This is a genomic window from Aeromonas sp. 600282, assembly GCF_049175755.1.
Lineage (GTDB): Bacteria > Pseudomonadota > Gammaproteobacteria > Enterobacterales > Aeromonadaceae > Aeromonas > Aeromonas veronii_A.
The window spans coordinates 109,397-132,409 of record NZ_JAAKVR010000004.1 but is presented as its reverse complement, the minus strand read 5'-3'; the positions used below and the strand labels follow the sequence as shown (position 1 = coordinate 132,409).

19 protein-coding genes are annotated in these 23,013 nt (G+C 60.9%); 3 read left to right on the top strand and 16 right to left on the bottom strand.

The window, feature by feature from the left end; translation table 11 throughout:
- Positions 1 to 26: 26 nt before the first annotated feature.
- From mshE to G5137_RS06135, 8 genes are all read right to left on the bottom strand, one after another.
- Positions 27 to 1,736 carry an MSHA fimbrial ATPase MshE gene (gene mshE / locus G5137_RS06170; RefSeq protein ID WP_421255071.1) on the bottom strand — a complete coding sequence of 570 codons (1,710 nt, stop codon included), beginning with the start codon at positions 1,734 to 1,736 and terminating at the stop codon, positions 27 to 29.
- A gap of 73 nt (positions 1,737 to 1,809) precedes the next feature.
- Positions 1,810 to 2,892, bottom strand: coding sequence for a tetratricopeptide repeat protein (locus G5137_RS06165; protein WP_181281662.1), 1,083 nt, complete (start codon positions 2,890 to 2,892; stop codon positions 1,810 to 1,812).
- Positions 2,889 to 3,785 carry an ExeA family protein gene (locus G5137_RS06160; RefSeq protein WP_216952746.1) on the bottom strand — a complete coding sequence of 299 codons (897 nt, stop codon included), beginning with the start codon at positions 3,783 to 3,785 and terminating at the stop codon, positions 2,889 to 2,891. The genes G5137_RS06165 and G5137_RS06160 overlap by 4 nt, the downstream gene beginning before the upstream one ends.
- Positions 3,786 to 3,877: 92 nt before the next feature.
- Positions 3,878 to 5,554 (bottom strand): pilus (MSHA type) biogenesis protein MshL, encoded by a 1,677-nt coding sequence (mshL, locus tag G5137_RS06155; RefSeq protein ID WP_216952745.1) that lies wholly within the window; start codon positions 5,552 to 5,554, stop codon positions 3,878 to 3,880.
- Between the two features lie 70 nt (positions 5,555 to 5,624).
- Positions 5,625 to 5,954 (bottom strand): SctD/MshK family protein, encoded by a 330-nt coding sequence (locus G5137_RS06150; protein WP_106844136.1) that lies wholly within the window; start codon positions 5,952 to 5,954, stop codon positions 5,625 to 5,627.
- Positions 5,947 to 6,594 carry a type 4a pilus biogenesis protein PilO gene (gene pilO, locus G5137_RS06145; protein ID WP_421231345.1) on the bottom strand — a complete coding sequence of 216 codons (648 nt, stop codon included), beginning with the start codon at positions 6,592 to 6,594 and terminating at the stop codon, positions 5,947 to 5,949. Before pilO ends, G5137_RS06150 begins: the two co-directional genes overlap by 8 nt.
- Complete coding sequence (locus G5137_RS06140) at positions 6,594 to 7,187, bottom strand: PilN domain-containing protein (RefSeq protein WP_421231344.1); 594 nt, start codon at positions 7,185 to 7,187, stop codon at positions 6,594 to 6,596. Before G5137_RS06140 ends, pilO begins: the two co-directional genes overlap by 1 nt.
- A gap of 100 nt (positions 7,188 to 7,287) precedes the next feature.
- Positions 7,288 to 8,151 (bottom strand): MSHA biogenesis protein MshI, encoded by an 864-nt coding sequence (locus G5137_RS06135; protein WP_421205609.1) that lies wholly within the window; start codon positions 8,149 to 8,151, stop codon positions 7,288 to 7,290.
- Between the two features lie 86 nt (positions 8,152 to 8,237).
- On the opposite strand from G5137_RS06135, the gene G5137_RS06130 reads away from it, so the two are divergent.
- Positions 8,238 to 9,161: a 1-aminocyclopropane-1-carboxylate deaminase/D-cysteine desulfhydrase gene (locus G5137_RS06130; protein ID WP_216952742.1), complete on the top strand. Its 924-nt coding sequence runs from the start codon at positions 8,238 to 8,240 to the stop codon at positions 9,159 to 9,161.
- Positions 9,162 to 9,225: 64 nt separating this feature from the next.
- Here G5137_RS06130 and G5137_RS06125 read toward each other — a convergent pair whose 3' ends face one another.
- Positions 9,226 to 11,154: an EAL domain-containing protein gene (locus G5137_RS06125; RefSeq protein WP_421255070.1), complete on the bottom strand. Its 1,929-nt coding sequence runs from the start codon at positions 11,152 to 11,154 to the stop codon at positions 9,226 to 9,228.
- A 495-nt stretch (positions 11,155 to 11,649) separates the two neighbouring features.
- On the opposite strand from G5137_RS06125, the gene G5137_RS06120 reads away from it, so the two are divergent.
- On the top strand, positions 11,650 to 13,179 hold the full coding sequence (locus G5137_RS06120; protein WP_421208893.1) for an EAL domain-containing protein: 1,530 nt from the start codon (positions 11,650 to 11,652) through the stop codon (positions 13,177 to 13,179).
- A 265-nt stretch (positions 13,180 to 13,444) separates the two neighbouring features.
- Complete coding sequence (locus tag G5137_RS06115) at positions 13,445 to 14,542, top strand: calcium:proton antiporter (RefSeq protein WP_216952739.1); 1,098 nt, start codon at positions 13,445 to 13,447, stop codon at positions 14,540 to 14,542.
- A 145-nt stretch (positions 14,543 to 14,687) separates the two neighbouring features.
- Here the strand turns inward: G5137_RS06115 and hutH are convergent, their stop codons facing one another.
- From hutH to rpoH, 7 genes are all read right to left on the bottom strand, one after another.
- Positions 14,688 to 16,220 (bottom strand): histidine ammonia-lyase, encoded by a 1,533-nt coding sequence (gene hutH / locus G5137_RS06110; protein ID WP_216952738.1) that lies wholly within the window; start codon positions 16,218 to 16,220, stop codon positions 14,688 to 14,690.
- 4 nt (positions 16,221 to 16,224) lie between these two features.
- Positions 16,225 to 17,934: a urocanate hydratase gene (gene hutU / locus G5137_RS06105; RefSeq protein WP_216952737.1), complete on the bottom strand. Its 1,710-nt coding sequence runs from the start codon at positions 17,932 to 17,934 to the stop codon at positions 16,225 to 16,227.
- 53 nt (positions 17,935 to 17,987) lie between these two features.
- Complete coding sequence (hutG, locus tag G5137_RS06100; protein WP_216952736.1) at positions 17,988 to 18,932, bottom strand: formimidoylglutamase; 945 nt, start codon at positions 18,930 to 18,932, stop codon at positions 17,988 to 17,990.
- On the bottom strand, positions 18,925 to 20,160 hold the full coding sequence (hutI, locus tag G5137_RS06095) for an imidazolonepropionase (RefSeq protein ID WP_254204238.1): 1,236 nt from the start codon (positions 20,158 to 20,160) through the stop codon (positions 18,925 to 18,927). Before hutI ends, hutG begins: the two co-directional genes overlap by 8 nt.
- A gap of 154 nt (positions 20,161 to 20,314) precedes the next feature.
- Positions 20,315 to 21,019 carry a histidine utilization repressor gene (gene hutC / locus G5137_RS06090; RefSeq protein WP_041202413.1) on the bottom strand — a complete coding sequence of 235 codons (705 nt, stop codon included), beginning with the start codon at positions 21,017 to 21,019 and terminating at the stop codon, positions 20,315 to 20,317.
- An 11-nt stretch (positions 21,020 to 21,030) separates the two neighbouring features.
- Positions 21,031 to 21,690 (bottom strand): carbonate dehydratase, encoded by a 660-nt coding sequence (gene can, locus G5137_RS06085; RefSeq protein WP_005339998.1) that lies wholly within the window; start codon positions 21,688 to 21,690, stop codon positions 21,031 to 21,033.
- A 125-nt stretch (positions 21,691 to 21,815) separates the two neighbouring features.
- Complete coding sequence (gene rpoH, locus G5137_RS06080; RefSeq protein ID WP_005339997.1) at positions 21,816 to 22,670, bottom strand: RNA polymerase sigma factor RpoH; 855 nt, start codon at positions 22,668 to 22,670, stop codon at positions 21,816 to 21,818.
- Positions 22,671 to 23,013 lie beyond the last annotated feature (343 nt).

Genomic DNA, 23,013 nt, shown 5'->3' with positions numbered 1-23,013 from the left:
TCATTGCCGATGAAGTTGGTCATCACTTACCCCAGGTCCTCCGCCAGCCGCAGCACCTCGTCCACCGAGGTGATCCCCTGGCGGGCGTAATCGAGCGCGGTCAGCGCCAGCGGCCGGTAGTGCGGGTGCTGACGGGCCGCCTTGGCAAACCCCTCGGCGTCGTTGCGGCGCAGGGAGTCCATCATGGGTTGATCCAGCTCCAGCAGCTCGTACACCCCGATCCGGCCGGCATAGCCGGTAAAGTTGCAGCTCTGGCAGCCGCGCCCCTTGTGATAGACGTGCTGGCCCGGCGCTTCGCCGGAGAGCACGGTCAACCAAGTGGCCTGGCCTTCATCCGGCGCCTTCTCCTCGACACAGTGCTCGCACACCCGCCGCACCAACCGCTGGGCCACCACGGCCCGCAGCGCGCTCGCCACCAGATAGCCGGGAGCCCCCATGTCGATGAGGCGCAGGGCGCTGGTCACCGCATCGTTGGTGTGCAGCGTGGTCAGCACCAGGTGACCGGTGATGGCGCCGCGCAGACCGATCTCCACCGTTTCGTTGTCCCGCATCTCGCCCACCAGCAGGATGTCCGGATCCTGACGCAGGGTGGAGCGCAGCACGTGGGAGAAGGTGAGCCCGATCTTGGGATTGACCTGTACCTGATTGACCCTGGGCAGCCGGTATTCCACCGGATCTTCCACCGTGATGATCTTCTGGCTGGCCTGGTTGAGCTCGGAGAGAGCGCCGTAGAGGGTGGTGGTCTTGCCGCTGCCGGTCGGCCCCGTCACCAGGATCATACCGTGGGGTCGCTTGAGCTGGCGCCGGAAGCGGGTCAGGATCTCCGGCGGCATGCCGGTCTCGGTCAGCGACAGGATGCCGGAGGATTGATCCAGCAGACGCATCACCACAGACTCGCCATACTGCACCGGCATGGTGGACATCCGCACATCCACATCACGGCCGCGCACCTTCATATTGAAACGGCCATCCTGCGGCAAGCGCTTCTCGGAGATATCGAGCCCGGCCACCAGCTTGAGACGCAGCACCAGCGCCTGGGCGATGCGCACCTCGTTGAGGATATTCTCGTGGAGGATGCCGTCGATCCGCTGGCGAATGCGCAGCACCTTCTCGTCCGGCTCGATGTGGATATCCGACGCTCCCACCTGCACCGCATCCTCGAACAGGGAGCGCAGCAGCTTGGCCACCGTCGCCTCCCCCTCGTCATTGGCCCCCAGATTACCTGAACCCAACTCGAAGCCGGAGTCCTGATACTCCTCCTGCAGCTGTTCGGCGAAGCTCTCAATCTCGCGGGTACGGCGATAGAGGCGGTCAAAATAGTCCAGCAACTGCCCTTCCCGCGCGACCGCCAGCACCATCTCCCGCGGGCTCAGCAGGGCGGCGATGGCATCCAGCGCACTCAAGTCCGCCGGATCCGACATCGCCACCGTCACCTTGTTGTCGGTGAGGTTGACTGCCAGCGCCCGATAACGGCGCGCCTGCACTTCGGGCAGCAACGGCACCGCGGCGGCGTCAATGGTGAGGTTATTGAGATCGAAGAAGGGCACATCCAGCTGGCGAGCGAGGAACTGCAGCAGCTGTACCTCGCTGATAAAGCCGAGGTCAATCAGAGTGGTACCCAGTTTGCGTCCGGTCTGACGCTGCTGCTGCAAGGCAAGCTGCAACTGATCATCAGAGATGATCTGCTCCTGGACCAGCAGGTCGCCGAGGCGCATTTTCAGTCTGGGTTGTGCCATGTTTGCTCCGATATCTGTTACTTCACACCCGTTGCCGCATCCGATGAGTCTTCGATCATCGAATCTGCGTTTATCAAGGGGTTAGTTGGCCAATTCGTTGTTCCAGCCAGTTGGTCGACGCCTCGCCGAGATTGCCGTGCAGCAGGGCGTTGCGATAGGCATCGAGTGCCCGCTGGCTGTGCCCCTGACCATCCTCGGCGACACCGAGACCAAGCCACCAGCGGCCCTGATCCGGCTGCTGGCGCAGCAGCTTCACATAGAGCGCCGCCGCATCGGCATTTTGACCCAGCTCCTGGGTCAGACCCGCCCAAGTGGCGTAATAGTCCAGGTTGCTGGCAAGATCAGGTTGATAACCGGACAACCAGCCAAGCGCCTGCTGTTGCTGCCCCTCGTTGATGGCAAGACGGGCCAGCAGCAGACGAAAATCGGCCTGTTGGGGATCGAGCCGGATCCCCTCCTCCAGCAGCTGGCGCGCCTCGGTCAGGCGCCCCTCGCCGTAGAGCAACCCCGCCAGTTGCTCGCGCGCCCCCTGGTTATAGGGATCGTGGGCCAGCACCTGATAGTAGTTGTCCTGCGCATCCCGCAGGCTTCCCTTGGCCATGGCGGTCGTCGCCTTGCGCTCCGCCAGTGCCGCCAGCTCCTTGGCCGACAGCTCGACCGTCTCGATCTTCAATATGCCCGGTTTACGCGGGGCGCTGGCGACAGCCTGCTGCTCTGCCGCCAGTTCGGCGTAGAGCTCGGGCTGCAGCTCTTCATCGGTCGGCTCCGAATCGTCAACATCGCTGGAGGCATCAAAGGGGGCACCATCGGCCATCTCTCCCTCTACCTGCCCGCCAGCGGTATCAGCCACTCTCTCATCCCCACCCGGCAACGGCAGCGCAGCCGCCACCTCGACCGGCTCGGGCGGATTGACTGGCTCGGCGGCCCGTGTCACCACATCGGGAACCACCACTTCGCTGGCGGCGACGACAGGGTGTGTCTGCTGCCAGTAGATCCAGGTGCGCCAACCGAGGATCCCCAATGCCAGACCACAGATCAGGGTCAGCAGCAACATCCACCACCCCTGCTGGCGCGCAGGGGCAATATAGACGGCAGTTCCCTCGGCGCCTTGCTGGCGCCGATCCAGATCTTTCAGCATCTGGTTGATAACGCTCATGGCCAGACTCCATAAGCCAGGGCGCACCCCAGCAACAGTAACAGTAACAGGGGCCACCAGCGCAATGGCGCAAAGCGGCTGGCATCGTCGGTATCGCGAATGGCGAGCCTCACCAGACGGCTATCGATCCGGCGCCTCCCCTGACCGTAGGCCAGCATCAGGCACTTGTGCGCCAGGATGTTGATAAGTCTCGGGATCCCTCGCGAGGCCCGCCACAGCATCCGCATGGCGCGGCCGGCAAACAGTGGTGCCCCGCGGTAGCCGGAGACCTGCAATCTGTGCTCCAGATAGGCGCGGGTCTCGTCAAAGCGCAGCGGGCGCAGGCAGTATGAAAAGCCGATCCGCTGGCGCAGTTGGCGCAGGTGGGGCCTGGCCAGTCTGATATCCAGCTCCGGCTGGCCGAACAGCACAATCTGCAGCAGCTTGCTCGATTCGGTCTCGAGATTGCCAAACAGGCGAATCGCCTCCAGAGTCTCGTCAGGCAGCGCCTGGGCCTCATCGATCAGCACCACCACCCGACTGCCCTGCTGGTGCAGGCTGATCAGGTGACGATGGATGCGATCGGTAAGATCCAGCTCACTCTGCTCCCGCACCGACAACCCCAGTTCCAGCGCCAGCGCTGTGCGCAGCTCGGCCGGGCTGAGGTGGGGATTGGGCAACCAGGCGAGCCGCACCGGGCACTCTTCCGAGCCCAGCTCGCTCAGCAGTTTTCGGCAGAGCAGGGTCTTGCCGGTACCCACCTCGCCGGTCACCTTGATAAATCCCTCCCCTTGCGCCAGCGCCCAATTGAGCACCTGTTGCGCCTCCTCGTGAGGGGGCAGGCCGTAGTAGAAGCCGGTATTGGGGGTGAGGCCGAACGGCGCCTCCTGCAGGCCGAAGTGGCTCAGGTACATGGGCGCTCACCAGCCAGTACGGGGAACCTGCGACCGCGAGCCTCGGCCCGCAGTACGGCGGAATGGAAAGATGCCAATCGCCAGCTCATGGCTTACCCCTTCGCCGGATACCACTTGTCGAGCAGATCTGCGGAACGCTGCAGCTCGTTTTGCCAGGTATCTTTCTCCACCACGGTCGGTTTGAGCATGATCACCAGCTCCACCTTCTTGGTGCTCTCGCGACGATTGGTAAAGGCTTCGCCCACCCAGGGAATATCTCCCAGCAGCGGCACCTTGCTGACGATCTCCTGCTTGTCGGTCTTCATCAGACCACCGATGACGATAATGTCGCCGTTATTGGCCTGCACCACGGTATCGGACTCGCGGATCGAGCTCTTGGCGAGCGGCAGCTCCAGCGGTTTGGCGGTACCGACGTTGATGGTCTTCTTCTGCTCTTCTGTGTCGATAACGGAAGGGTGGATATGGAGCAGCACCTTGCCCTCTTCATCGATTTGCGGCGTTACGTCCAGCGCAATACCGGAGAAGAAGGGGGTCAGCTCCACATTGGGGGTCACGATAGGTTCGGCCGTGCCGGTCGAGGTCACCGTAGTGGTCGAGGCATTGGTGACGAAATATTCGTCCGTCCCCACCTTGATCACCGCCTTCTGGTTGTTGGTCGCAGTGACCCTCGGGCTGGAGAGGGTATTCACATCGCCCTGGGTCTTGAGCAGGTTGACCGCCACCTCGAAGTTGCCATCAGAGATCGTGAAACCGGCGCCGCCGCCCAGCGCACTGAAGATCTGGTTGGGGGTGGTGGGCAGCTGGGTCTTGGCAAGTGACTGGCCGCCGGTAATACCCTTGCCGCCATCCCAACTGGCGGAGAGACCGCTCCAGTCAACCCCCTGCTCATACCCTTCGTTGAGGGCGACTTCGATGATCCGCGCCTCCAGCACCACCTGGCGCTTGAGGTGACTCTCGGATTGATTGAGGAATTCACGTACCGCCTTGAGCTCCTTCGGATAGGCGCGAATAGTGACCAGACCCGCCTGCGGGCTGGTGATCACGGCGCGACCATCACCCGTGCCAATCAGGGTCTGCAGGGAGTCGCGCAGATCGGTCCAGTAGTCGCTGTTGGTGTCAGTCTCGATCCGGGTACCGTTGCTGTTGTCACCGCTCGAGTTGTTGCTGGAGGAGCTGTTGCTGCCGCTGTTGTTGGACGCGCTGTCGAAACTGCTGTTATTGCTGCCATTGTTGTTGTCATTGGCAGTCACCCCGCCGGTGCTGACCGAGGTGCGGGATAGGCCACGGCGGGACATCATCAGATAGTTGACCGGAATGGTTTCGGTGCGCAGACCCGCCGGATAGATGTGGAAGACATTGCCCTTGCGCTGCACGTCGAAGCCATACATGTCACCTACCACCGCCAGCACCTCCGGCAGGGTCACATCCTTGAGCTCGACCGAGACCAGCCCGGCCACCCCGGGATGAACCGCCACGCTGTAGCGGGAGCCCTTGAACAGGGAACCGAAAAACTCCACCGCCTCCACGTCGTGAGCCGCGATGCGCAGCCGCTTCTCCGGCATGCCGACCGGCATCTGCGGCCGGTTCAGCTGCAGCAATTCACTCTGCACCGATTTGGGCAAGGCGGTCAGCGGGGCAGCCTGCTTCTGCTGTTCGTTCATGGCCTGTTTGAGAGCATCCTTGGCCTGGGTCGGCTCGGGGTGCTGATACGTGGTACAGCCTGCGGCCATCATGGCCATGGTGATCAGACAGAGACGGTGTTTTTTCATGTAATTAGAGCACCCTGACTTGCAATTAAACTCGATAAAGCCGCTCCACCTCTCGAAAGGCAAGCACGACTCAAACCCGGATCTTGCTGGCAAAGAGTGTGACCGCGTGGCGTTTGCCCGCCTTTTCCAGCACCACGGCATCTGCCGTGATGGCCACCAGCGTATAGCCATCCACCTGTTGCCCGACCCGATAACTCTTGCCATTAAGCACCGCCAGCGCCGGGCCATTGCCCAGCACCACACTCTGCAGCTTCGGTAAACCGGTGTTGCTCTCGCCGGTCGCACGGGCGCCAATCGCCACATCCGCCAGCGGTGCGGTGGGATCCTGCAATACCTCGACCTGCTCCGCCTTTACCAGCACGCTGAACAGGCAACAGCACAACGCAAACACTCTAGCCACGGATAAACTCCTTGCTGGTACTCAGGGTGTAGATCTCCATCTCCACCACCGCGCCGGGATAGGATTTGACCCGGTAGTCGAACTGCTTCCAGTAAAAGTGGCGCGGCAAGGCTTCCAGCGCTTTAAGATATTGATAAACATCGAAATAGCCACCTTCAAGCTGAAGCCGGATACCATGTTTGTAGAGATTGACCTTCTGTTCTCCCGCCATCAGCGGGGTCGGCTCCAGCGAACTGAGCGCCAGCATGTGAAGGTTGGCGGAGCGGGAGAGCAGCGCCTCCAGCACCTGCGGCATCTCGTGCGCCGGGATCAGATCGACGGTCTGGGCCTTCAGCTCATCGTCGATCCGGGCCAGATCCGCTTCGACCTGCGCCAGCTGGTCGCGAACGCCCTGATTGGGATCCCGCTTGAGCCGAGCCTGTTTGCCGAGGTTCTCCAGCTCCATGATTTCGAGGTCGCGCTCGGCGGCGCTCAGGGCCATGCGATCCTGCTGCAGGCGAGTATCAGCGCCATCGATCCAGCCGTAGAGTCCGGCCGCGCCCAGCAGCACCAGACCGGTCAGCAGGATCAACACCCGCTCCCGCTGGCTCAACACGGCGATACGCTGGCCCCATGCCTGCCATTGTGCTTTCAGATTCATCAGGGTTTCTCCCGCGCAATGCCGCTCAACTGGAAGGTCAGACGGCCCTCCTTGTCACGGCCGAGGGTCAGTTCACCAAACTCCTTGCCTACCAGACTCGGGGTCTGCTTGAAGCGGTTGACCCAGGCCGGCACATCCTGACTGCGTCCGGCAAAACCGGAGAGGTTGATCCGCCCTTCGTTGATCTCGATGCGCTGCAACGAGAGGTTGCTGCTGCGAATGCGGGAGAGATCCGCCATCACGCTGGCATAGCCCTGGGATTTTTGCAGAGACAGGCTACCGAGCTGACGCATCAGCCCCTGCTTGGCGGTCAGCTCATCCCGTTTATTGACCAGTTGCTGTTGCAGCCGGGGATCTGCCTGATGGCGCGCCAGCTCGGCATCGAGGCGTCTGGCCTCGCTGCGCTTGAGCTCCAGCTCGGCGGTGCGTTGCGCTAGCGCCCGGCTGACCTGTTGCTGCTGCCAGCTGTAACCGATAGCCGTCAGCAGGATCAGCAACAGCGCAACACCCCATACCAACGCCATCTGATTGAGGCTGGCCCACTGCCGCTTGGGACGAAACTCGGCACCATAGAGATTTATCTGACGTTTCATCACGCATCCTCCCCGATGGCGGCTGCGTAGGCAGAAAGGTATTCGACGCCAGCCAGCAACATTGTCTTGTTGACCATGGCAGCAAGGGGGAATAACACTCTCATTGATCATCCCCCAATGCCGCAGCATAAGCCGAGAGGTATTCGACGCCGGCCAGCACCGCCTTGTTGGCCATGGCGGAGACGGCAAAGCCGAAGGTCTGCTCCATGTGACGCACCAAGGTACCGATAAAGGGCGAAGCGACGGCAAACTGCATCTGCCCCAGCTCGGGCAATTTGAGCTGGCCCGCCAGATAGTCGAGGGAGCGCTGGATCTCCAGCGCCAGTGAATCGAGCAGCATGGCGTCAGGCTCATGTTCGCCGGTCAGGCTGGTGAAACCGCGCAGCTGGCGGGAGAAGCAGAGCCCGCCCTGATGGAAGACCAGCAGTTGCAGATCCTGCCCCTTGGGCTGCCACAGCAGCATGCGCACAGTGTCATCCGCTTCATAGAGAGAGGTGAGCGCCAGCTCGTCGCTGATGATGGATTGCAGGGTGGCGATGCCGTTGATGGCATCGGCCAGCTGTTGCACCCGGCTCTTGGGCAGGCAGATCACATTGATGCGCGGACGACCGGCAGGCGGGGTGGGCAAGTCCACATAATCCATCGCCAGTTGCAGCACGGGTTCGCTGACATAGTCCTTGATGGCCCAGGGGAGCGCCCCCGCCATCTCGGCGTCAGGCACGGCAGGCTTGTCGATCTGGATCTGTTGATAAAGGCTGGCGGCGAGGGCTACCCGCACTTTAGACTTGGCCAGCCCATAACGGCTGAACAGCTCGTTCATGGCCACAGCCCACTCCTGTGGGCCGTTGATGGTGCGCGTCGCGAAGACGGGGGGATTGCCCACTGCAGCCAGCATGATCCTGTCATTGGCCAACAAGAGCCCGACCTGGCGGCTTGGCGTCGACCGTCTGAACAGTTTTTTCATGTAAGCCCGCCCATCAATAGTGATTAAATGTATGAAATATTAACATAAACAGCAGATTAGCCTCTATATAAAAGACGGACTCACCATTGCAAGCCAGCCTTCCAGCCGAGCCAGAGGGGTCAGCTATCCTGCCCTCCCCCCTGCACCCCCTCCACCACCCGTTGCTGACCCGCTACGGCGTCGAACTCTGGTGCAAGCGGGATGATCTGATCCATCCGACCATCTCCGGCAACAAGTGGCGCAAGCTCAAATACCACCTGCTTCATGCCAGAGAGCACGGCAAACGGCATCTACTCTCGTTTGGCGGCGCCTACTCCAATCACATCCATGCACTGGCAGCAGCAGGGTGCCAATCTGGCCTTCGAACTACCGGTATCATACGGGGCGAATCTGATGCCGTCAGCAATACCACCCTGAGGGATGCCAGACGCTGGGGTATGGATCTCGTTTTCGTCGACCGCCAGAGTTACCGCCGTCGCCAGGATCCCGACTGGCTGGCCCAATTCGATGCACCCGATACCCTGATCGTGCCGGAAGGGGGCAGCAGCCCGCTGGCTATCCCCGGGGTTGCCGAACTGGTCGGCGAGGTACCCTTCTCGCCGGATCTCTGGGTACTGCCCTGTGCCAGCGGCGGCACCCTGGCGGGCCTAATCGCTGGCAAACAGGACCGGGAGCAGATCCTCGCCATTGCGGTACTGAAAGGAGGCGGCTTTATCGCTGACGAGGTGTGTCGCCTCCATCCCGCTGCCGCCAGCATCCCCGGCTGGCGGGTCGCACTCGATCACCACGATGGTGGCTACGCCAAATTCAGCCCGGCCCTCTGGCAGTGGGTTCAAGATTTCAGCGCCGAAACAGGTCTGCCTTTGGAGCCCATCTACAGCGGCAAGGCGATGTGGGGGCTGTTTCGCGAGCTGGCTGCGGGCCGCATCGCCCCCGGCAGCAAGATTGTCTTTATCCATACCGGCGGCATGCAGGGATTGGCCGGACTGCGGGAGCAGGGGCGACTGTGAGCCCCGCCTGACGGCAACCGAAAACGAGAGAGGGTCGCCCCACGACGACCCTCTCTTGTTTATCTCAATCACCAGCCGGCTCCTGCACCAACCGGCGTGGCTCGGCAAACCAGGGCCCCTGCCCGGCATGCACCCCGAGGTGGCGCAGCATCTTCCACTCATCGCCACTCTCTACCCCCACCGCCAGCACCCGGGTACGGGTATTGGCGCAGCCCCCCACCAGACTGCGGACCGCCATCTGGTTCACCTGTCGGGCGTGAATCTCCCGCACCAGGCTGGGGTGCAGCTTGAGGAAGTTGATCTCGAACTCCTTGATGTACTGGGTGCTCACCACATCCTGGCCAGCATGATCGATGGCCAGCTGGCAGCCCAGCATCCGCAGGGAGCGCAGCGGCCGCTTGAGTGCTTCGAAGTGGCGTGTGACCTGAGCCTCCGAGAGCTGCAGGATCAACCGCTCGTTGGTGCTGCGCGGCAGCTGGAACAGGGCGAAGAAGAGCCAGCGCTGGAACTCGCGGTTGAGCAGACTCTGGGCACTCAGGGTCAGAGTGATGGAACAGCTCTGCTCGGAACGCTGGCGCAGCAACACCAGCGTTTGCTCCGCCACCAGCCGATCCAGTTGCAGCAGCAGGCCCACCTTCTCCGCCATTGGCATGAAGATCCCTGCTTGCAGTTCCCTCCCCTGCTCATCGTGGATATAGGTGAGCAGATCCTGCTGCAGTACCACCTGATCCCGATCCTGCTGGACCGGTTGGGTATAAAAATCGATCCCCTGCTCTTCAAGACGGCGACTGATGAGGGTGCGCCAGCGCACCGTCCCCTTGCTGCTCTGCTCCTCGTCCAGCTGCTTCTCGTAGAGGAACCAGCCGTTGTGCCCCTGCAGACGTGCACTCTTGAGGGCCAGCTCGGCCTCCTCCTGCACCTTGAGCAGAGTGTCTTGCGCCTGGTAGCAGACAGCCCCGATATAGATGGCCGTCTCCGGATTGACCTGCTGCGGCCAGTGTAGCCGTTGCAGACTCTTGAGCAGCTGGCTGGCACTGTCCACCATCTCGCTCTCCGACATGTTGGGCAACAATACCGCAAAGACATGTCCGGCATAACGAGCCTGCAAGGCACCGTTATGCTTGCGCACAAAAGCACTGATCACGGCGCTCGCCTCCAGCAGCAGATCATGCCCCTGCAGCTCGAACTGCTCCGCTTCCAGCTCTTCCAGACAGGCGAGTTCAATCAGCAAGACACCGCCACTCATCACGCTCGCCTCCATGATAGCGCTCTCGAGCCGGTTATCGAAGAAGAGGCGGTTGCCGATGCCGGTCATCTTGTCGACGAAGGCGTTGCTGCGAATGAAGTTGTCGAAGCGGCTGCGCTCCTTGCGGGCATCCGCCAGCTCGGCGAGCAGATGATCGAGGGCCTGACTGGCGGCCACCGGCCACTCTTCGACGGGGTCATGGCTCAGTTTGGAGAGCTTGTCATCGAGGATCAGCTGGGCGCGAATGCCCAGCAGCTCGGCGCCGCGCAACTGCTGACGCAACCAGCGGATGGAGTACCAGAGACCGAACACCACGATGAAGATCCCGAACGAGATGCCCGACATCGCCTTGATGGAGTATTCCGCCTCCTTGAAGGGGCGCTCCAGCTTGAAGCTGGCCTGCATGCCAGCCTGATGGGGCAGCGGATGGCTGTATGGCACCAGCAGCGGTTCATCAACCGGACGCTGTACGTCACGGAACCAGTAGACCCGCTGGTCATTCTGGCGCACCTCCAGCTCCACCACATGAGCCGCCCGCAGCAAGGTGGGCAACCAGCGGCTCATATCCTCCATACCGTGAGCAACGTCGAGTTGCTTGTCGATCACCTCGACCAGCGCATCGACCTTCTTTTGCTGCAACTCCATGCCCAGCTCGCGAAAGCTGAACACCCCGCCAATCAGCACGGTCGCCATGGCAGCGATCACGCACAAGGTAATAAACGAGACAAGATGTGTTGTGAGTTTCATGTGCCTTTCCGTGTGCCCGGCATCATCCATTGGAGTTCATGGTAGCAGTGGCGCTGTGGCCATCACTATGGACGGGGATCCCGCTTCTGTAATTTAAGCGGGGCAGCATACCCAAAGCAGCGGGAGAATACCAAGGAAGGTACACAGGTGGAGCAGGGGAAGATAGCAGACAGAAAAATGGTCCCTCAAAAGGGACCAAAAGGAACACTCATATCAAAACTAACACTCTGTGCTACTGACAAAAAACAGATACAGGAGTATTGAACACACGGTGAGTCAAACCGCAGGGGTACTCTAAAGCAGTTCGGATAAGTTGAGCAATTGTCATTTATGACAGGTCAGCGATTGAATCTTTTCAAGGTTAATAATAAAAACATTTAAAATCATACATTTAAAAAATCATCCAATAAGTGTGACAAGTAGATCTCAAATTGATTGTACTAATGCACTATGATGGCTTGACCCATTTGTGTCTCGTGAAACTGGCAGGCGCCCTTGTTACGCATCCCCCCCCTCTGGATCACTGTACTGCTACTGCTCTTGCCCATCCTGGCAAGCCAGTCCGTCGGTCTGTGGCTAACAAAACCGATGGCCAACCACCTGCTTGAGCAGAAGGTGGCCGAGATAAAGCGAGCCATGGCGATACGCCATCACACGCTGGACAAGGCCATGAGCGAGCAGCTGACGCTGTTTGATTTCGATTGTGGTGCCAACGACATGGCACTGCTGCGGGATCCCCGCTTTTACAACACCCATATTCGTCTGCAGGGGCTGGAACTGGCATCAGGGAAAAGCTGCTCAAGCCTGGGTGTGGGTATTTCGCTCATCAAAAACGCCAACCAGGATGGCGCCCTCCCCGACAAACTGGGGCTGACTGCTACAACGGCCAGTTTCAATACGGAACAGGAGATGGTTGCCTACTACAAAAACGGCGGCAACATTGCCTACTGGGTGCTCGATAACAGCTGGAGCCACGATCTGCTACAGCTCCCCTGCAGTGACTGTTTCTATCTGGAGTTCAGCCAGCGGGATCCCGCAGCGATGACCCCCCGCTTCCCGCGCGGTGACCGGACCATCAAGCTGGAAGAGGGCAGCCGCAGCCTGAGCTTCTTTGATCAGGACAAACTGACCCGACAAACCATCTGGGCCGGTTCTGCACTGGACCTGTATGCTCGCGAGCAAGTCAGACGAATCGCACTCTGGAGCGGCACTATCCTGGGCCTGCTGCTGGTGACCGCTTACTGGTCGCTGCGAAACTATCGCCGCTCGCTCAAGGGGCTATTGCAGGCCGGATTGGTGCGCCAGGAGTTCATCCCCTTCTATCAACCCGTGGTGGATCTTCGAACCTGGCAGGTTGCCGGTTTTGAGGCGCTGCTACGCTGGCAACGTGGACACGAGCTGATCCCCCCGAGCGCTTTCATCGAATATGCTGAAGATCAGGGACTTATCCTGCCTATCACCAGGCAGTTGCTGGAGCAGGTGATCACGGATCTGCCGCTGTTGCCACCAGAGCAGTGGATCAGTGTCAATCTGATGGCCACCCATATCGAACAACCCTTGCTGCGCAACATGTTGAGTGAACACCATAACCCTTCGCCCGAGCGCCTTACCTTCGAGCTGACAGAACGCAAGCCGATCCTCGACATCAAAGCCGCTACCGAGGAGATCACCCTGTTGCAGCAGATGGGATATCACTTCAAACTGGATGATTTCGGTACCGGCTACGGTGGTTTTGCCTACCTGCAGAGCCTCGGGATCCGCCAGATCAAGATCGACAAGATGTTCGTCGATACCATAGGCACCAACGACCTCAAACGCAGCGTGCTGGATGCCATCATCACGTTTGGCCTGGAATCAGGCATGGAGATGATTGCGGAAGGGGTTGAGACGCGGGAACAGGTTGATTACTTGCGGCAACACGGCGTCTATCTGATCCAGGGTTACGTCTTTGGCAGGCCCATGGCGCTGGCAGATCTTGCCATCTGGCAGCAGACATGGCCTCCACAATATTCGCAAGAGAGCTGACACCGATATTGCACAGGCCAGCGCTGGCAGGGCTCCCCCCACCGGGAGCACACGCACCCTTTTGCACAGAGGCTGACACTCCCAAAGCCTCTGCCACGACCTGGCTCATCGCCCTTGAACCACCATTTACATTCAGCAACAAAATGATCTGCCCCTGAGAGGATGGAACCCTTATCATAAGCATTCGGCTACCGTGAGCACCTTCACGTACGCCTCCCATCAATCCCTGTCGGCCAGCGCCGTCCCGAGATGAGAACCATTGCCTATGAAGACATTTATCCGGCAAGAGATTGCCCTGCCCGTCGGCCTGCTGACCCTGCTCTTTTTCAAGACGATCGGGAGCGACCTGCTGACAGAGACAACTCCGCTCGGGATCTATCTTCCGGTTTCGGCGGCACTACTGGCCATCGTCACCTGGGCCATCTTCTCGGTGGTGCGCCACTCCGATGCCCTCGCCATCAAGCTGGGCGAGCCCTTCGGCACCCTGATCCTCACCCTCTCGGTCATCTCGCTGGAGGTGGTGATGATCTCCTCGGTGATGCTGACCGGTGAGCCCAACCCCACCATGGCCCGCGATACCATGTTTGCGGTAGTGATGCTGGTGAGTACCGGTCTGGTGGGCTTCACCCTGCTGTTTGGCGGCTGGCGCTACCACACCCAGAGCTTCAATCTGGACGGGGTGAAATCCTATCTGGTGGCCATCATCCCGCTCGCCCTGCTCTGTCTGGTGCTGCCCAACTTCACCGAGGGTGGTGCAATCGGCAGTATGTCGCGCGCCATGTCGTGGATGCTGATCATCATCTCGATCCTGCTCTACGGGGTCTTTCTGCTGATCCAGACCCGCAGCCACAGCCACTTCTTCGTCGACAGCGATCACGAGGATTATGAGGAGCACCACGGCCCGCTGCAGAGCAACGTCTATCACACCATCCTGCTGCTCGCCTACCTGCTGGTGGTAATCCTGCTGGCCAAGACCCTGGCCATCCCCATCAACTACGGGGTGCATGTGATGGAAGCACCCGCCGCACTGGGCGGCTTTATCGTCGCCTGCATCGTGCTCGCCCCCGAAGCAGTCGGCGCCATCAAAGCCGCCTTCAACAACCAGCTGCAGCGGGCAATGAACCTCTACTTCGGCTCGGTGCTGGCCACCATCGCCCTCACCGTGCCTGCCGTGCTCTTTATCGGCTCCATGCTGGATCAGGAGGTACGCCTCGGCCTCTCCCCCGCCGATATGGTGCTGCTGGTCACGACTTTGATGGTCTGTAAAGTAACCTTCAGCAGCGGCCGCACCAATGTGCTCCATGGTGCGACCCATCTGGTGTTGTTCGTGGTTTATCTGTTCCTGATGTTCGAACACGAATAACCGCGTTCAACCAACGTCAGAAACGCAAAGACCGCCCGATTGGGCGGTCTTTTGTCATCTGCTCCCGGCTCTCACCGGCGCCTGTGAAGCGGCGTCCCCCTCATCCCCTACCCTTCTCCCGCCAGGGGAGAAGGGGGATCAAGGCTTACAGGCTGGGCAGCACCCCGGCCGGGATCAGGTCGTTGTAGCTGGCACGGCCCAGCAGGGCGGCGGCCGCCTCGATATCCGGCGCGAAGTACCTGTCCTTGTCGTAGAAGCTCACCTCTGCCCGCAGTCGTCCCTTGGCCAGCTCGATCAGCTCGGTACTGCGCAGGGGAGCACGAAAATCCAGTCCTTGCGCTGCCGCCAGAAGTTCGACAGCCAGAATGCCACGGGTGTTCTCGGCCATATCGGCAAGCCGGCGGCCGGCGAAGGTCGCCATGGAGACGTGATCCTCCTGATTGGCCGACGTAGGCAGGCTATCCACCGAGGCGGGATGGGCCAAAGTCTTGTTCTCGGAGGCCAGCGCCGCCGAGGTGACCTGAGCGATCATAAAGCCGGAGTTGACCCCGCCGTTGTTGACCAGAAACGCCGGCAGACCGGACATCCGAGAGTCAATCAGCAGTGCCATGCGCCGCTCTGAAAGGGAGCCGATTTCGGCGATGGCCAGCGCCAGATTATCGGCGGCGAAGGCCACCGGCTCGGCGTGGAAGTTGCCGCCGGAGAGGATGTCTTCATCCTCGGCAAACACCAGCGGGTTGTCGGAGACCGCGTTGGCCTCGCACACCAGCACCTCGGCGGCCTGACGGATCTGGGTCAGGCAGGCACCCATCACCTGCGGCTGGCAGCGCAATGAGTAGGGATCCTGCACCTTCTCGCAGTTGTGATGGGACATGCCGATCTCGCTGCCATCCACCAGCAGGTGGCGATAGCAGGTGGCCGCGTCGATCTGGCCACGCTGACCACGCACCACGTGGATGCGAGCATCGAATGGACGGCGGCTGCCCAACGCGGCCTCCACGCTCATGGCACCTATGGTGATGGCACCGGCGTAGAGATCCTCGGCGTGGAACAGCCCTTCCAGCGCGAAGGCGGTGCTCGCCTGGGTGCCGTTGAGCAGCGCCAATCCTTCTTTGGGTGCCAGCGCGATGGGCTCCAGCCCGGCAATTTTCAGCGCAGTGGCGGCGTCGATCAGCTCGCCCTTGTGGCGGGCCTTGCCTTCACCGATCAGCAAGCAGCTCATATGGGCCAGCGGCGCCAGATCGCCGGAGGCGCCGACGGAGCCCTTCTTCGGCACCACCGGATAGACTTCGGCGTTGATGAGGGTCATCAGGGCCTCAAGCACCGTCAGCCGGATGCCGGAGAAGCCCCGCGCCAGCGAGTTGAGTTTGAGCACCATCATCAACCGTACAGTGGCGTCATCCATGTATTCGCCGATGCCAGCGGCATGGGAGAGCACGATGGAGCGCTGAAGCTCGTCCAGCTGCTCCACCGGAATGCGGGTGTTGGCCAACAGACCAAAGCCGGTGTTGATGCCATACACCACCCGGTTCTGTTCGATCACCTTGGTAACCACAGCAGCTGAGGCGTGGATCTCCGGCAGGGCGGCCGGATCCAGTGAAACATGTACCGGCTCGCGGCTGACGCGGCGCAGGGTGGCAAGATCCAGCTCGCCAGGAGTAATAGTCAATTCAAACATGGTGTTACACCTTTCCTTTGACACCGTTGGCGCCGTCAATCATCGGCAGATCTAGTTTCGCCTCATGGGCACAGTTGATGGCAATCTCGTAGCCGGCATCCGCGTGGCGCATCACCCCGGTGGCCGGATCGTTGCGCAATACCCGACCGACGCGGCGGGCCGCGTCATCGGAGCCGTCGCAGACGATCACCACGCCGGAGTGCTGGGAGAAGCCCATGCCGACCCCGCCGCCGTGGTGCAGAGAGACCCAAGTCGCGCCGCCAGCGGTGTTGAGCAGAGCGTTGAGCAGCGGCCAGTCGGAGACGGCATCGGAGCCATCCATCATGGCTTCGGTCTCGCGGTTCGGGCTCGCCACCGAGCCGGAATCCAGATGGTCGCGACCGATGACGATGGGGGCTTTCAGCTCGCCGTTTTTCACCATCTCGTTGAAGGCCAGACCGAGCCGCACCCGATCCTTGACCCCGACCCAGCAGATCCGCGCCGGCAGTCCCTGAAACGCGATGCGCTCGCGGGCCATGTCGAGCCAGTTGTGCAGGTGAGGATCATCCGGGATCAGCTCTTTCACCTTCTGATCTGTCTTGTAGATATCTTCCGGATCGCCGGAGAGGGCCACCCAGCGGAACGGCCCAATCCCCTCGCAGAACAGCGGGCGAATGTAGGCGGGGACGAAGCCGGGGAAGTCGAAGGCATTTTTCACCCCCTCCTCAAGCGCCATCTGGCGGATGTTGTTGCCGTAATCCAGAGTCGCCGCGCCGCGCTCTTGCAGGGTCAACATCGCCTCCACCTGACGGGCCATGGAGCGACGAGCAGCCAGATTCACCTCCTGCGGGGCACTCTGTTGCAGCTCGCGCCACTTTGCCACGCTCCAACCCTGCGGCAGGTAGCCGTGAACCGGGTCGTGGGCGGAGGTCTGGTCGGTCACCACATCCGGGGTGATGCCACGAGCCACCAGTTCGGCGAACACGTCAGCGGCGTTGCCGAGCAGGCCGATGGAGATGGCGCTGCCGCTCTGTTTGGCCTCCTCGACCATGGCCAGCGCCTCATCCAGACTGTGGGCCTTCTTGTCCACATAACGGGTGCGCAGACGAAAATCGATGCGGGTTTCGTCGCACTCCACTGCGATCATCGAGAAGCCGGCCATGGTGGCGGCCAGCGGCTGGGCGCCGCCCATGCCGCCGAGACCACCGGTCAGGATCCAGCGCCCTTTGGGTTCGCCGTTGAAGTGCTGGTTGGCCACCGCAAAGAAGGTCTCGTAGGTGCCCTGCACGATCCCCTGGGTGCCGATGTAGATCCACGAACCCGCAGTCATCTGGCCGTACATCATCAAGCCCTTCTTATCGAGCTCGTTGAAGTGCTCCCAGTTGGCCCAGTGCGGCACCAGGTTGGAGTTGGCGATCAGCACCCGCGGCGCATCCTTGTGGGTCTGGAACACCCCGACCGGCTTGCCGGATTGCACCAGCAGGGTCTGATCCTCCTCGAGCCGGGTCAGCACCTCGACGATCTTGTCAAAGCAGGCCCAGTTGCGGGCGGCGCGACCGATGCCGCCATAGACCACCAGTGACTGGGGATGCTCGGCCACCTCGGGATCCAGGTTGTTCATCAGCATCCGCAGCGGAGCTTCGGTGAGCCAGCTCTTGGCGGTCAGTTCGGTGCCGCGCGGGGCACGGATCACGCGGTTCGGATCATGACGGGGATCCTGCTGTTGCACAGACATACACACTCCTTGTTGTATCAATAGGGTGCCTTCGGCGATGGGTGGCCAAAGGGTTAACGGGTCAACAGATGAACCAGTCGCGCGGCCACGCGGGCACTGCGATTGTCCTGATCCAGCGTCGGGTTGTACTCGGCCAGATCGGCAAGCCTGAGCTTGCCGCTGGCCCGGATATGGGCGATCAGTGGTTCGATCACCGCCAGCTCCACACCACGGGCGGCGGGAGCACTCACTCCCGGCATCAGGTTGCCGGGCAGCACGTCGAGATCGATGGTCAGATAGAGGTGATCACAATCGGCGATAAAGGTATCCAGCCCGCTTAGCAAGGTGGGCAGAGCACGCTCGCTCATGGCTTCATCTTTCACATACCAGACCCCCAACTCGTCGGCCCGTGCAAACAGCGCCTGGGTATTGGCGGTCTCGGCCACCCCGAGGCAGGCGTAGCGAAACGGTGTGCCCTGAGCGGCGCACTGCTCGGCGATCTGGAAGAAGGGGGTGCCGGAGCTGGCCTGCTCTTGCTTCATGCGCAGGTCAAAGTGAGCATCGAGGTTGATAATGCCGACCTTGCCACTGCCACCCAGATGACGGTTAAGGCCGCTCCAGCTGCCGAAAGCCACCTCGTGGCCGCCCCCCAGCACCAGCGGGAAGTGGCCCAAATCGAGCGCAGCGGCGACCCGCTCGGCCAGATGGCCGTGGGCGGCGTCGAGATTGCCATCGGTACAGCTCACATCCCCACCATCATAGACGGGGCGACTCAGATGCCAGGCGGTGTTGGCCAGCAGCTTGCGCACCGCTTGCGGCGCACCGGCGGCGCCGACACGCCCCTTGTTGCGGCGAACCCCTTCATCGCAGGCAAAACCGAGCAGTACCACACCGGCAGCGTCTTGTGCTCCGGCGGTCCAGGGCTGCACCTTGTCGTGCCAACGCAGGGCCAATTCGCCATCTTCCGGATCCTGCCGCCCTTGCCAGAGCGACATATCGATCGGGTTGAACTTATCCATGTAGGGTCTCCTCGCCGTTGAAGATGCGGCCTGCCAGCTGATCGACGCCGACCATGTAACTCAGCTCGGCCGGATGGACGCAGTGCCAGATCAGGAAATCGGCTGCCATGCCGACCCTGAGCTGACCAAGGCGATCCTGCTCGCCAAGCGCTTTGGCGGCGTGACGGGTCACCCCGACCATGGCCTCCAGCGGGGTCAGGCCAAACAGGGTGCAGGCCATGTTCATCGCCATCCGCAACGAGACGATGGGTGCGGTACCCGGGTTGATGTCGGAGGAGACCGCCATCGCCACCCCCGCCTTGCGCAAGGCGGCAACCGGCGGCAGCTTGGTCTCTTTGAGGAAGTAGAAGGCGGTGGGCAGCAGGGTGGCGACCACGCCACGGTGGGCCAGCGCCAGGATCCCTTCCGGATCCAGATACTCCAGATGATCCACCGAGAGGGCGCCAAAGTTGGCTGCGAGGGTGCTGCCACCGAGATTGGAGAGCTGATCCATATGCCCCTTCACCGGCAGGCCATATTGATCCGCCGCCAGATAGACCTGCTCGGTTTGGGCCAACGAGAAGCCGATGTGCTCGCAGAAGACATCCACCGCATCGGCCAGACCCGCCTCGGCGGCGGCCGGGATAATCTCCTGACAGATGGTCTCGACCCAGCTGTCGGGATCGTCGCGATATTCAGGCGGCACCGCATGGGCCGCCAGCAGAGTGGTCTTGACCCGGATCGGCAACGCCTCTCCCAGTCGGCGGGCCACCCGCAGCATCTTGAGTTCGTCATCCAGCGTCAGGCCATAGCCGGACTTGATCTCCACCGTGGTGACCCCTTCCCGGATCAGGGATTTCACCCTCGGCAGCGCCAGCTCAAAGAGCTGATCCTCGCAGGCCTCGCGGGTGGCGCGCACCGTGCTGATGATGCCGCCGCCCCGACGGGCGATCTCGGCATAGGGCACTCCCTGCTGGCGCAGTTCGAACTCCTCGGCACGGCTGCCAGCAAAGACCAGATGGGTGTGACAATCGATAAGGCCGGGGGTGACCAGCTTGCCCTGCATATCCTGCCAGTGAGCGGGATACGGCCCCTTCAACTCGGCCATCGGCACCAGCGCATGGATCTTGCCATCCTTTACGCCAATGGCATGGAGCGGCAGCAGACCGTAGTCGGCCAGCTCATCATTCAGGGTAGCGGGCGTCACGTTGAGCCAGACCCGCTCGCAGTTCAACAGTTCCTTGTTCATAGCGACCTCAAATGTATATACATATTCTTATAGTCGATCTCTATGACGAAAGGAAGAGCGAAGTTCACATCCTGATAACAGCATCAAACTTAGAGTTTAAGCACAAAAAAGCCCACCAGGAGGTGGGCTTTGCAAAATCGAGTTGTATAGACATTTACTCCAGCTGAGTCTTGGAGCTGAGCTTGTAACGGGAACCGGGGGAGAGCAAACGGGCATAGGAGACCAGATGCCCCTCCGACCAGGTGCGTCTGTGCAACAACAGGCAAGGGGAATCTACGCGGATCTGCAACAATCCCGCCTCACCGGCGCTCGGCAACACGGCTTCCACCACGTGCTCCATCTCGGAGAGGGGGCAGACATCCATCAGATAGCGGTTGGGGGTCTGTTGGGTAAAATCCTGCTCGCCATAGCCCGGCAAGCGCCCGGCATCGACGAAGCGCTCCTCCAGCTGCAACGGCTCACCATCAGCCTGATGGACGATCAGGCTGTGAAAGATAGGGGCACCTACCCGCAGCCCCAGTTGTACCGCCACCTTCTCGTCGGCGGCCAGCCGCTGCAGCCGGATCACCCGGGCACTGTACTCGCCGCCACGCTCGGCGATCTCGTCAGCGATGTTGCGAATGGCCAGCAACGGCGATTCGGTTCGCCTGTCCGCCACGAAGCTGCCGGAACCGGCGGTACGCACCAGCCACCCCTCAGCCACCAGTTCCCGCAACGCCCGGTTGACCGTCATCCGGCTCACGGTGAACTGCTCGCACAGGGCCGCTTCGGTCGGGATCCTGTCCCCCGCCTGATAGTGGCGTTCGCGGATCCCGTCCAGAATGTGCTGCTTGATCTGCAGATAGAGGGCTGGCGCCACCATGAAGCTCCCTAGCGCCGACGGTGGGGCGGACGCATATCCGGCCAGGCGCGGTAGACGTCGGGGATCTGATCCGGGCCGCTGATGCAGAGATCGAGATCGTGCAGCAGACCATCCTTGATCCCGTAGATCCAGCCATGCACCGCCAGTTCCTGCCCCTTGCGCCAGGCGTTCTGGATGATGGTGGTGTGGCAGACGTTGGCGACCTGTTCGGCCACGTTCAGCTCGCACAGGTAGTCGAAGCGCTCGTGCTCATCCTCGATGGCCTCGAGCTCTTCACCATATTTGAAGTAGACATCCTTGATGTTGCGCAGCCAGTTGTCGATGAGACCCAGCTCCTGATTCTGCATCGCGGCCTTGACGCCGCCGCAGCCATAGTGACCGCAGACGATGATGTGCTTCACCTTGAGCACTTCTACCGCGTATTGCAGCACGGAGAGGCAGTTGAAATCGGTATGTACAACCAGATTGGCGACGTTGCGGTGGACGAAGACATCCCCCGGCAGCAACCCCATCAGCTGGTTGGCGGGGACCCGGCTGTCGGAACAACCGATCCAGAGGTATTCGGGGGCCTGCTGGGCAGAAAGGGTGGCAAAGAAAGCGGGATCTTCGGCTTTGATCCGTTCGGCCCACTCACGGTTGTTGGTAAACAGGTCGTTCAACAGTTTCACTTCTGCTCTCCCTAATGTGGCAGTGGCGGCAACATAACACACTCAAGGGTAACCAAAGCAAGGCCGACCAGATCCTTGCGAAACAAAAACAGGGCCATCAGGCCCTGTTTTTATGAGAGGAAGCATCAGGCTTCCATGGCATCTTTCAGCTTCTTGAGTGCGTTTTTCTCAAGCTGACGCACACGCTCGGCAGAGACGCCGTAGGTATCGGCCAGCTCCTGCAGAGTGGTCTTGCTGTCATCATCGAGCCAGCGGGCGCGGATGATGTGCTGACTGCGCTCATCCAGGGTGGCGAGGGCAGAGCTCAGACGACGGGTGGCATGATCGTCCCAGTTGTCATTCTCGATGGTCGCGGCCAGATCGGAGGATTTATCCTCCAGATAGTGAACCGGAGCGAAACCGCCCTCTTCTTCATCATCACCAACCAGATCGAACGCCTGATCGTAGTTGGCCATCCGCGCTTCCATCTCGGTCACGTCAGCGGCAGAGACGCCGAGATCGGCCGCCACGGCCTGAACCTCTTCGTGGTTCAGCCAGCCCAGACGTTTTTTGGATTTGCGCAGGTTGAAGAAGAGCTTGCGCTGGGCCTTGGTGGTCGCCACCTTGACCATGCGCCAGTTGCGCAGGACATATTCGTGGATTTCGGCTTTGATCCAGTGCACTGCAAAGGAGACCAGACGCACGCCGACCGTCGGGTCGAAGCGCTTGACCGCCTTCATCAGGCCGATGTTGCCTTCCTGAACCAGATCGGCCTGAGGCAGGCCGTAACCGGCATAACTCTTGGCGACATGAACGACAAAGCGCAGGTGCGACATAACCAGCTGACGAGCAGCCTCGAGATCGCCATCCTGCTGCAAACGCTCAGCCAGTTCACGCTCTTCCTCTGCGCTCAGCACAGGAATAGAGTTTACTGCCTGGATATAGCCTTCCAGACTACCTTGCGGAATCAGAGCCATAGTGCGCTGCAATGAAGTTCCCATCTGTTACCTCTTACTTTTCAATCAAATCAGTCTAACACCCTGAGAGGGTCTGTCTACTGACCGGATGCCATTCTGCGGCGTGTATCAAAGAACATGCCCAGTTTTAGACCGGCTTATCTTAAGCCTGCAGGATGAATCATGAATGAACAGTCAAAAAAAGGGGGTCACAATGAAGGACCCCCGAAAAGTAGCATGCTAAGTCCATTGTTGCGGAGCTCGCAACCTTCACATGCTTGCCAAGTCTGACGAGCAAGGCAGAGGGGCCACACCCGTATAAATGCTTCAGCTTTAATAGACTGCTTATAAATCAGAAGGTTCACTGGATCTAGCGAAGATCCGGAAG